General features: G+C 66.0%; 8 protein-coding genes. 2 read left to right on the forward strand and 6 right to left on the reverse strand.

The window, feature by feature from the left end:
- Positions 1–3 precede the first annotated feature (3 nt).
- The 6 genes from xth to KHO18_RS07105 all read right to left on the reverse strand — a co-directional run bounded on the left by xth (position 4) and on the right by KHO18_RS07105 (position 8,047).
- Positions 4–801: an exodeoxyribonuclease III gene (gene xth / locus KHO18_RS07080; protein WP_144195834.1), complete on the reverse strand. Its 798-nt coding sequence runs from the start codon at positions 799–801 to the stop codon at positions 4–6.
- 40 nt (positions 802–841) lie between these two features.
- Positions 842–1,240, reverse strand: a complete 399-nt coding sequence (locus tag KHO18_RS07085) for a hypothetical protein (RefSeq protein ID WP_144195833.1) — start codon at positions 1,238–1,240, stop codon at positions 842–844.
- A gap of 42 nt (positions 1,241–1,282) precedes the next feature.
- Positions 1,283–3,370, reverse strand: a complete 2,088-nt coding sequence (locus KHO18_RS07090; RefSeq protein WP_211942947.1) for a M3 family metallopeptidase — start codon at positions 3,368–3,370, stop codon at positions 1,283–1,285.
- 133 nt (positions 3,371–3,503) lie between these two features.
- Positions 3,504–4,358: a bifunctional methylenetetrahydrofolate dehydrogenase/methenyltetrahydrofolate cyclohydrolase FolD gene (gene folD / locus KHO18_RS07095; protein WP_144195829.1), complete on the reverse strand. Its 855-nt coding sequence runs from the start codon at positions 4,356–4,358 to the stop codon at positions 3,504–3,506.
- A 261-nt stretch (positions 4,359–4,619) separates the two neighbouring features.
- Positions 4,620–5,252, reverse strand: a complete 633-nt coding sequence (locus tag KHO18_RS07100) for a response regulator transcription factor (protein WP_092292841.1) — start codon at positions 5,250–5,252, stop codon at positions 4,620–4,622.
- Positions 5,253–5,416: 164 nt separating this feature from the next.
- Entirely contained in the window at positions 5,417–8,047 is a 2,631-nt protein-coding gene (locus KHO18_RS07105) for a PAS domain S-box protein (RefSeq protein WP_211942948.1), read from the reverse strand.
- Positions 8,048–8,375: 328 nt separating this feature from the next.
- On the opposite strand from KHO18_RS07105, the gene aceE reads away from it, so the two are divergent.
- On the forward strand, positions 8,376–11,063 hold the full coding sequence (gene aceE, locus KHO18_RS07110) for a pyruvate dehydrogenase (acetyl-transferring), homodimeric type (protein WP_144195825.1): 2,688 nt from the start codon (positions 8,376–8,378) through the stop codon (positions 11,061–11,063).
- A 181-nt stretch (positions 11,064–11,244) separates the two neighbouring features.
- The coding region (locus KHO18_RS07115; protein ID WP_322791028.1) for a biotin/lipoyl-containing protein at positions 11,245–11,524 on the forward strand (280 nt) is incomplete at its 3' end.

Consider the following 11,524-nt stretch of genomic DNA (forward strand, 5'->3'; position numbering starts at 1 on the left):
CGTTCAGTCGAGTTTCAGCGTGGCCACGACGGGTGTGTGGTCCGACGGCTGCTCCCAGCGGCGCGGCTCCTTGTCGATGCCACAAGTCGTGCAGGCCGCCGCCAGCGTGGGAGACAGCAGGATATGGTCGATGCGCAGGCCCGCGTTGCGGCGGAAGCCCATCATCCGGTAGTCCCACCAGGAGAACATCTTCTCCGGTTGTTCGAACAGGCGGAACGAATCGACGAGGCCCATCGCGATCAGCGCCTTGAAGGCGTCGCGTTCCTGGGGCGAGACCAGGTTCTGGCCCTCCCACTTGGCAGGATCGTGCACGTCGCGGTCTTCCGGGGCGATGTTGAAATCGCCGAGCAGCGCCAGCTTGGGGTAGCGCGTCATTTCCTCGCGCAGCCAGCGGGTGATGGCCTGGAGCCAGTCGAGCTTGTAGACGAACTTGTCCGAATCGAGCGCCTGGCCGTTCGGGAAGTAGGCGCTGATCAGGCGCACATCGCCGTAGGTGGCGGCCACCACGCGCTGCTGGGCGTCCTCGTAGCCGGGGATGTTGCGCACCACGTCTGCGGCCACCGGCATGGTGCCGTCGCGGGCGACGATCGCCACGCCGTTGTAGGTCTTCTGGCCCGTGTAGACGCTATGGAAACCGGCCGCCTCGAGTTCGGCCAGCGGGTACTTGTCGTCGGGCAGCTTGAGTTCCTGGAGGCAGAGCGCGTCGATGGGCGTGCCGGCGGCGTCCTGCGCGGCGAGCCATTGCAGCACCTGTGGCAGGCGCACCTTGAGGGAATTGACGTTCCAGCTGGCGATTCTCATCGTTGTTCGGTGTGGAGTGTTCTTATTAGAGGGAGAGGACTCAGCCACCCAGCAGGTCGCCCTGGTCGAGGATGGCGTAGGCGATTTCCGGATGGGCGTCCATGCTGCGGCGGATTGCGGCGGGAATATTCTGGCGGGTCTTGCGGCACAGGCCCGGGCGGTCGGCCAGTTCGATGCGGAAGCCGCGCGTCGTGCGGACTTCGTTCGCGCTCGGCGTGATGGTCACCTCGATGCCCAGCAATTCGGCCATCCGGGCTTCCATGCGCCGCAGTTCCTCTAGCGAGGCCACCTGCTCCAGCCGTGCCACGAGCTTCTTTTCTTCCTGTAGCGTCAACCGCAGGATGCGATGGTCGGCCTGGGGGTCGTCCAGCAAGACCTCCCGGTTGCAGACGCAAGCGCCCGGCGGACATTCCTGACGAATCGGGAAAGGAAAGTCCATGGCCGGGCGCCTGGTCAGCGAAGCGGGATGGAGGTGTGACGATTACGCCGCCATGCCTCCGTGGCGCAGCAGCGCGTCGATCTGCGGCGCGCGGCCACGGAAGGCCACGAACGATTCCATCGCCGGACGGCTGCCGCCCACCGACAGGATCTCGCGCCGATACCGCTCACCAGTTGCCGAATCGAGCACGCTGCCGGACAGCTGCCCGGCTTCCTCGAACGCGGCGTAGACGTCGGCGGACAGCACCTCGGCCCACTTGTAGCTGTAGTAGCCGGCCGCGTAGCCGCCCGCGAAGATGTGGCTGAACGTGTTCGGCCAGCGCGACAGCGGCGACTGCGGCACCACGTGCTTGCTGTCGTTGATCTTGCGCGACAGCTCCAGTACCGAGGTCTGGCCCTGCGGGTCATAGTCGGTGTGCAAGTGCATGTCGAACGACGAGTAGACGATCTGGCGCAGCGTCATCATGCCGTTCTGGAAGTTCTTGGCCGCCAGCATCTTGTCGAACAGTGCGCGCGGCAGCGGGGCGCCGGTCTCGACGTGGGCGGTCATTTTCGACAGCACCTCGTATTCCCAGCAGAAGTTCTCCATGAACTGCGACGGCAGTTCTACCGCATCCCACTCCACGCCGTTGATGCCGGATACGCCGAGGTCGCCCACCTGCGTCAGCATGTGGTGCAGGCCATGGCCGAACTCGTGGAACAGCGTGATGACTTCGTCGTGCGTGAACAGCGCCGGCTTGCCGCCCACGGGCGCCGTGAAATTGCAGGTCAGGTAGGCCACCGGGGTTTGCACGGTGCCGTTGTCGCGCTCCTTGCGGCCACGCGCGTCGTCCATCCAGGCGCCGCCACGCTTGCCTTCGCGTGCGTAGAGGTCGATGTAGAACTGGGCGAGCAGCGCGCCCTGCGGCGACACCACGCGGAAGAAGCGCACGTCCTTGTGCCAGGTCTGGGCCTCGTCGGGGCGGATGCTGACCGAGAACAGCTTCTCGACCACGCCGAACAGCCCTTCGAGCACCTTCGGCTCCTGGAAATACTGCTTCACTTCGTCGTCCGAGAACGAATAGCGCTGCTGGCGCAGCTTCTCGGAGGCGTAGGCCACGTCCCACGGCTTCAGTTCGGCCAGCCCCAGCTCGGCTGCGGAGAACTGGCGCAGCTCGTCCCAGTCGCGCTCGGCGTAGGGGCGGGCCTTGACGGCCAGTTCGTCGAGGAACTTGAGCACGTCCGCAGGGGACTCGGCCATCTTCGGCACGAGCGAGACCTCGCCGTAGTTGTTGTAGCCAAGCATCTGCGCTTCCTCGCGGCGCAGCGTCAGCTGCTCGCGCATGTTGGCGGTGTTGTCCCAGTCGGCCTGGCCGCTGCCGTACTGTGCACCCAGTTCGGAGGCGCGCGTCACGCTCGCTTCGTACATGGTCTGGCGCAGCGCGCGGTCATCGGCGTATTGCAGCACCGGGTAGTAGGACGGGAAGTGCAGCGTGAACTTCCAGCCGGCCTTTTCATCCTTCTGCGCGGCGATCGCGGCGGCTTCCTTCGCATCGGCGGGAATGCCGGCCAGGCGCGACTCGTCTTCTATATAGAGGGCGTAGGCGTTGGTGGCGTCGAGCACGTGGTCCGAGAAGGCCTTGGAAAGCTGGGCCTGCTGCTCCTGGATCTCGGCGAAGCGGGGCTTGCGGTCTTCGGGCAGCTCGGCGCCGCCGAGGCGGAAGCCGCGCAGCTCGTTTTCGAGCAGTTGCTTGCGCGCAGGCGTCAGGCCCGCGAACTCGGGGCCGGTGGCCACGGCCTTGTACTTCTCGAACAGCGCGAGGTTCTGGCCCAGCGACGACCAGAATTCGGTCATGCGGGGCAGGTTGTCGGTGTGGACCTTGCGCAGCTCGGGCGTGTCCGCCACGGCGCTCAGGTGGCCCACCACGCCCCAGGCGCGGCCGAGCGGCTCGGTGGCGGCCTCGAGGGCTTCCACTGCGCTGGTCCAGGTGGCCGGGGTGGCCGGGTCTTCGGCGCGGGCCACGCCGGCCTGTGCGTCGGCCAGCAGCACGTCCAGCGCCGGGCTGATGTGCTCGGGACGAATCTCGGCAAAGCGGGGCAGGTCGGTAAAGTCGAGCAGGGGATTGGTAGCGCGGTCGTTGTTCACGGTCATGGCGGTTCTCGGTTGGCGAGCCTCGGTCTTTATACGTTCACACGTGCAAAGATGAGGCGTCTGCGCGGAAATTTCCAGTTCGACTTTCCTATCGGGCCGATTGGGGGCCGATTAGGACCCGGCGGCCAGCGGACTACAGGCCGGCTTCGCGCTCGGCGGCTTCGAGGGTGTTGATCAGCAGCATCGTGATCGTCATCGGCCCCACGCCGCCCGGCACCGGGGTGATGTGGCCGGCCACTTCGCGCACGCCGGCGAAGTCCACGTCGCCGCACAGCTTGCCGGCGTCGTCACGGTTCATGCCGACGTCGATGACCACTGCGCCCGGCTTGACCATATCGGCGGTGATGATGTTGCGGCGGCCTACGGCAGCCACGATCACGTCGGCCTCGCGCGTATGGGCGGCCAGGTCACGCGTCTTGCTGTTGCAGATTGTCACGGTTGCGCCGGCCTGCAGCAGCAGCATGGCCATCGGCTTGCCGACAATGTTCGAGGCGCCCACTACCACGGCACGCGCGCCGCGCAGCGGGTACTGGATCGATTCCAGCATCTTCATGCACCCATAGGGCGTGCACGGGCGAAACAGCGGGGCGCCGGTCATCAGCGCGCCGGCGTTGGCCACGTGGAAGCCATCGACGTCCTTTTCCGGGGCGATGGCTTCGAGCACCTTGTGGCTGTCGATGTGCTTCGGCAGCGGCAGCTGCACCAGGATGCCGTGGATCTTGGGGTCGTTGTTCAGGGCGTCGATGCGCGCCAGCAGGTCGGCTTCGGACAGATCGACCGGATAGCGGTCCAGCGACGAATGGAAACCGTTGTCCTCGCAAGCCTTGACCTTGTTGCGCACATAGACCTGGCTGGCGGAATCCTCGCCCACAAGCACCACGGCGAGGCCGGGCTGGTGACCCTTCTCGGTCAGGCGGGCGGCGCGCTGGGCGGCTTCGGTACGGATTTGTTTGGCAAGGGCGTTGCCGTCGATCAGTTGGGCGGGCATGGGATTCTGCGGGAGAGGCTGGGAAGTCGGGGCAGGCGGCGCGCGCGTGGCGGCGGCGTCGCGGACAAAGCCGGATTATAAGGGTTTGGCGCCCATCGGCGGGCAGTTGGCGCGGTGCAAGCTGCTCGGACGGGACAGTTTGTGGCACACCCAGTTCGGCATGATTGTGCTGTTTGCATTACTTTTTCCGCCAACCTCCTGATCGACGATCCATAAAAAAACGGCGCCTTTGCGCCGTTTTTTCCCCGTCCATCCAGCCGATCAGCTGTTGCGCGACAGGGCCAGTCGCAGCAGATCCGCCACGGTGTTCACGTTGAGCTTTTCCATGATGTTGGCGCGGTGCGCCTCCACCGTCTTGATGGAAATGCCCAGGTCGTCGGCGATCTGCTTGTTCAGCCGGCCGGCCACGATGCGCTCCAGCACCTGCTGCTCGCGCGTGGTCAGCTTGCCCAGCAGGTCCTTGGCGGCGCGCTGCTCGCGGGCGGCGGAATGGTCGGTGCGGGCCTTCTGGAGCATGCGCTCCACCAGCGCGCGCAGCTCGGATTCGTCGAACGGCTTCTCGATGAAGTCGATCGCGCCGCGCTTCATCGTGGACACCGCCATCGGCACGTCGCCGTGGCCGGTGATGAACACGATGGGAATGTCGATGTGCTCGGCCAGCATGCGTTCCTGCAGTTCCGGGCCGCTCATGCCGGGCATGCGCACGTCCAGGATCAGGCACGATACCTGGCCGGCATCGTAGGCGGACAGGAACTGCTCGGCGCTGTTGAAGCTGCGCACCTGGTAGCCATTGCCCTCCAGCAGCCAGGTCAGCGAGTCGCGCATGGCTTCATCGTCATCGACGATGAACACGGTCTCGCCACGATGCGGAGTGGGACTGGGCGTTGCGGTCATGAAGTCTCCTGGGGCAAATTCGTTAACGACCAAGTCGTTTGCAACTAAGTGTAACCGCCTCGCGGCATGCGCAACACTACCCGGTCGAGTGGCAGATCTGCGGCGACCCACCCAAGCCCCGCGGCGGAGGGTCTCATCGCGTCTGTCTCACCGGGGTGCCCGGGCTATTGCTCGGGGAGCGCAGGCTGCAGCGGCAACGTGATTTTAAACGTACAGCCGATCCCGTCCACATTGTTTTCCACCCAGAGCCGGCCCTGGTGGGATTCAATGATCGAGCGGCAGATATTCAGGCCCATGCCCATGCCGTCGGACTTGGTGCTGAAGAATGGCTCGAACAGCCGTTCCTTGGTGGCTTCGTCCACGCCCGGGCCCTGGTCGATCACGTCGATGCAGACGCACTGGCCGAATTCCACCGGCTCGATGCGCGCGTGCAGGCGCACCACGCCGGCGGCGCGCATGGCGGGCAGCCCGGCCATGGCTTCCACGGCGTTCTTGAGCAGGTTCACCAGCACCTGTTCGATCAGCACCGGGTCCACATACAGCAGCAGCGGCGGGGCGGGCAGGCGGGTGAGAATGGTCACGCGGCGGCGCGTGGCTTCCAGGTCGGCCAGGCCCACGGCGTCTGCCACGATGTCATGGAGGGACGCCTCGCGCCGCTGCGGCTGGCTGCGCTTCACGAAGCCCCGGATGCGACTGATGATGGTGCCCGCCCGCACGGCCTGCGCCGACGTCTTCTCGAGCACCGGAATCAGGTCTTCCGGCGTGCTGCGCCCCGAATGGAGCCGCGCCACGGCGCCCATGCAGTAATTGTTGATGGCCGCCAGCGGCTGGTTCAGCTCGTGCGCCAGCGACGACGCCATCTCGCCCATGGTGGTCAGCCGGCTGGTGAACTGGAGCCGTTCCTCGTGCTGGCGCGCCATTTCCTCGGCGGCCTTGCGCACCGTGATGTCGGTGGCGATCTGCATCTGCGCCAGGTGGCCGTCCACCCACTGGATATAGCGGCGGCGCACTTCGAACCATTTCTGCATGTCCGGCACGAAGACCTCGCGCGCATCGGACGCATACGGCATCAGCTCCGAGGCCGGCAGGCCGGCGTAGGCGTCGACAAAGTCAGTGTTGTCGCTCGACATCTGCTCGCGGTCGAAGTCGTCGCCGGCGAGTTTCAGGTGCCCCTCGGCCTCCCAGCCGAACAGCTGCCGGTAGTAGCGGTTGGCGAACAGCAGCTCGGCCTTGTCAGTGGCCAGCACGGACACGGCGGCGTCCAGGCTCTCCAGCACGGTCGTGAACCGGTCGTGCGCGGCGGCCAATTCCTCGCGGGCGCGCTTGGGCTCGGTGATGTCCGTCATCGAACTCATCCAGCCCGTATGGCGGCCCCGGCCGTCCACCAGCGGCGAGACGTACATCCGTGCGAAGAAGCTGCTGCCGTCGCGGCGCATCACGCGCATCTCGTAGCCGGTGGCGGGCGACTTGCCCTGCAGCGTCAGGTCGATCTGCTTCTGCATCTCCTGCTGGTCGTTGGGCGGCCAGTAGGGGAACGGCGGCACGCGGCCGACCAGGGCGCCCTCGGTCCAGCCCGTCATGCGGCAGAAGGCGGGGTTCACATACGTGATGCGGCCGTTCAGGTCGAGCGCGCGCAGGCCGATCAGCATCGAGTTTTCCATCGCCCGGCGGAACGAGGTCTCGGCCAGCAGGGCGCGCTGCGCCTCGGAGCGGCGGCTGGTGTGCCGCCACATGCTCCACAGGCTCCAGAGCAGGAAGCAGGACAGGCCCACCACCAGCCACAGCAGCATGTTGTTAGGCAGGTTCGACGGCGGCGGGTAGGCATCCGCGCGCAGCGAAAGCGAATGCCCGGGTGGATCAAGCAGCACTTCGTAGGACAGCGCATTGCCCGGCACGGGCCGCAGCGACGTGCTCGCGCGCGTCTGGTTGTTCTTGTCGATGAGCGAGAAGCGGTAGCGCTCCGTCAACTCGGGCGGCAGCAGGTGGGTCAGGATGCCGTTGATCGAATAGAGCGCGCCGAGGGTGCCGAGGAACTCGTTGTCCCGCACGATCGGCACTTCCATCAGCATGAAGCTGTCGCCGCGCTCGTTCATCAGCGGGCGGGAGTAGACCACGCGCTGGGTCTCGCGGGCGGCGTCGAAGGTGTCGAGGACTTCCGGCTCCAGCGGATGGTCGACGGTCTCCCGCAACCGGCCGGCAAACTCCGACGTGGACGGCAGCGACCAGCGGCCGCGCCGCGTGGCATCGAGCCAGTTCACAAAGACGATTTCCGGGTTCTCTCGCAAGATTTCCTGCGCGGCCGTGCGATAGGCTCCCTGGTCGAGCTGCGCGGCGGCGATGTCGCGCGCCAGCGAGGCCAGCTGGTCCTGGTTGCTCAGCAGCGAGAGCCGCACGCGCTGCTGCGCCCAGGCGGCGTCGCGGTACAGCGCGTCGCGCTGCTGCTGGCGCTCCGTCTCATGCAGCGACCACAGGATGACGCCCATCGCCACGGTGAAGAGCACAATGGCCACGAGCGGGATGAACATGAACCAGCTCGTCGCCACGAGGTTGCGCCAGCGCAGCCACCAGAGCCGGCGCGGCGCGGCGGCGAAGGGGCCGTCGGCTTCGTGGGCGTCGGCGCCATCGTGCGCTACGTCGTCATGGGGATCGCCGTCGCGTCCGGCGTGGGCCGCGTGCTGGGCGGCATGGTGCGCGGCGGCAGACGCTTCCACCGTGGCCGGGGTCACGGCCCCGGAGGGATTGGGGGGAAGCATGGCCGTGCGCAGGCCGGAGAGGAGTCGTTGGAAGAACTGCATAAGGGATTGACGGCTGACCGGCCAGTGTATAGGGATTATTGCGGTGCGTCGCTTGGGGAAAGCGCCTATGCGGCACCTGCTCAAGTTTGCGCGGATCGTGCCCCGGGCAGGGCTGGCGAGGAAGCGGCGTCCGATCAATGCGCGGGCGACATCGGCCTGCGGCGCGCGCGCTCTGGTGCACCGCCGCAATATTTCACATTATAAGAAACGAATCCGTAATCTGAAAATTTCGCTTGTCAGCCTCTGCTGTGCTTCCATAGAATCGCTTCGACCAGACAATGCGGGCGGATCTCGTGCGCTCGCCAGGAATTCACCAGGAGACAGTCTCATGTCAGCCGTACCAGAGCAGATTCTCGGCGCGAGCAGCGCCAACGACGCCGATCCCCAGGAAACGCATGAATGGCTGGATGCCCTGCAGGGCGTGCTGGCGGCCGAAGGTGCAGATCGCGCCGCTTTCCTGATTGAGAAGCAGATCGAATACGCACGGGTGAATGGCGTGACCCAGCCGTTCCACGCCGAGACGCAGTACATCAACACCATTCCGGTGGAGCAGCAGGCCCGCATTCCAGGCGACCAGGATATCGAGCACCGCATCCGCTCGTACACGCGCTGGAACGCGATGGCCATGGTGCTGCGCGCCAACAAGCACACCAACGTGGGCGGCCATATTTCGTCGTTCGCGTCGGCCGCCACGCTCTATGACGTGGGCTACAACCACTTCTGGCGCGCCCCGTCCGAGCAGAGCGGCGGCGACCTGGTCTTCGTGCAGGGCCACTCGGCGCCGGGCGTGTACTCGCGCGCCTTCCTGCTGGGCCGCCTGACCACCGAGCAGCTCGACAACTTCCGCCAGGAAGTGGACGGCAAGGGCATTTCGTCGTACCCCCACCCGTGGCTGATGCCGGACTTCTGGCAGTTCCCCACCGTGTCGATGGGCCTGGGCCCGATCATGGCGATCTACCAGGCGCGCTTCATGAAGTACCTGGACAGCCGCGGCCTGGCCAAGGCCGGCGACCGCAAGGTCTGGGCCTTCCTGGGCGACGGCGAGACCGACGAGCCGGAATCGCTCGGCGCGATCGGCATGGCCGGCCGCGAGAAGCTGGACAACCTCGTCTTCGTGATCAACTGCAACCTGCAGCGCCTGGACGGCCCGGTGCGCGGCAACGGCAAGATCATCCAGGAACTGGAATCGGAATTCCGCGGTTCGGGCTGGAACGTGATCAAGGTGGTCTGGGGCAGCCGCTGGGACCAGCTGCTGGCACGCGACACCAAGGGCCTGCTGATGAAACGCATGATGGAGTGCGTGGACGGCGAGTACCAGACCTTCAAGGCCAAGGACGGCGCCTACGTGCGCGAGTTCTTCTTCAACACGCCGGAACTGAAGGCCATGGTGGCCGACTGGTCCGACGACGACATCTGGCGCCTGAACCGTGGCGGCCATGACCCGCACAAGATCTACGCCGCCTACAAGGCCGCCAGCGAGCACAAGGGCCAGCCGACGCTGATCCTGGCCAAGACCATCAAGGGCTATGGCATGGGCGATGCCGGTCAGGCCATGAACGTGGCCCACCAGCAGAAGAAGATGCCGGTGGACGCGATCCGCAAGTTCCGCGACCAGTTCAACATCCCGGTGTCGGACGACAAGATTGAGGACGTGCCGTACCTGACCTTCGAGGATGGCTCGAAGGAACTCGAATACATGCGCGCCCGCCGCATGGAGCTGGGCGGCTACCTGCCCAGCCGCCGCCTGAAGGCGGAAGCGCTGCCGGTGCCCGAGCTGGCCGCGTTCGACGCGCTGCTCAAGGCCACGGGCGAAGGCCGCGAAGTCTCCACGACCATGGCCTTCGTGCGGATCCTGAACACGCTGCTCAAGGACAAGAAGATCGGCAAGCACGTGGTGCCCATCGTGCCCGACGAGTCGCGCACGTTCGGCATGGAAGGCCTGTTCCGCCAGGTCGGCATCTGGAACCAGGAAGGCCAGAAGTACGTGCCGCAGGATCACGACCAGCTGATGTTCTACAAGGAATCGCAGACTGGCCAGGTGCTGCAGGAAGGCATCAACGAAGCCGGCGCCATGTGCGACTGGATTGCCGCCGCCACGTCGTACTCGACGCACGGCGTGCAGATGATCCCGTTCTACATCTACTACTCGATGTTCGGCATCCAGCGTATCGGCGACCTGTGCTGGGCCGCTGCCGACATGCGCTCGCGCGGCTTCCTGCTGGGCGGCACCTCGGGCCGGACCACGCTGAACGGCGAGGGCCTGCAGCACGAGGACGGCCATTCGCACGTGTTCCACGCCGTGATCCCGAACTGCATCTCGTATGACCCGACGTTCCAGTACGAACTGGCCGTGATCATGCAGGACGGCATGCGCCGCATGTACGCCGAACAGGAAGATATCTATTACTACCTGACGGTGATGAACGAGAACTACGAGCATCCGGAAATGCCGGCTGGCGTGGAACGCGACATCGTCCAGGGCATGTACCAGTTCCGCAAGGGCGTGGAAAACAGCAACGCGCCGCGCGTGCAGCTGCTGGGTTCGGGCACGATCTTCCGCGAGGTGATCGCCGCCGCCGAGCTGCTCAAGAAGGACTGGGGCGTCGAGTCGGACCTGTGGAGCTGCCCGAGCTTCACCGAGCTGGCCCGCGAAGGCAATGCCGCCGAGCGCCACAACCTGCTGCACCCCACCGAGACGCCGCGCGAGTCGTTCGTCGCCCAGAAGCTCAAGGGCGTGCGCGGCCCGGTCATCGCCTCCACGGACTACATCCGCGCGTTCGCCGAGCAGATCCGTCCGTTCGTGCCGCGCCGCTATGTGGTGCTGGGCACCGACGGCTTCGGCCGCTCGGATACCCGCGAGAAGCTGCGCCACTTCTTCGAAGTGGATCGCCACTGGGTCACGCTGGCCGCGCTGAAGGCGCTGGCCGACGAAGGCGCGATCGGTCGTGAAAAGGTCGCCGAGGCGATCAAGAAGTACAACCTCGACCCGAGCAAGCCGAACCCGATGTCGGTCTGATTCCCGGACTTACACGCCTGAACCCCCCCGCAGTGCGGCACCCGCCGCGCCGCGGGCGCCCCCGGCTGGCCCGGCGGCGCCTTGCGGCGTGGCAACGTGACAGAAGCGTGAGGCGAGAGTAACCTCGCCGAGCGTTTGTCGTGTGTAGACGCGAGTGCCGGCTGCCCAGGAGAGACACTGAATGAGTCAAGCGATTGAAATCAAGGTGCCGGATATCGGCGACTACGACGCCGTACCCGTCATCGAAGTGCACGTGAAGCCGGGCGATACCATCAACGCGGAAGACGCGCTGGTGACGCTGGAGTCGGACAAGGCGACCATGGACGTGCCCAGCCCGCAGGCCGGCACCGTCAAGGAAGTCCGCATCAAGGTGGGCGACAACGTGGCCGAAGGCTCGGTGCTGGTGATGCTGGAACCGGCAGGTGCCGGCGCCGCCGCACTTGCCCCGGCCCCCGCTGCCG

Origin of the sequence: Cupriavidus campinensis, assembly GCF_905397395.1 — a bacterium.
Classification (GTDB): Bacteria; Pseudomonadota; Gammaproteobacteria; order Burkholderiales; family Burkholderiaceae; genus Cupriavidus; species Cupriavidus campinensis.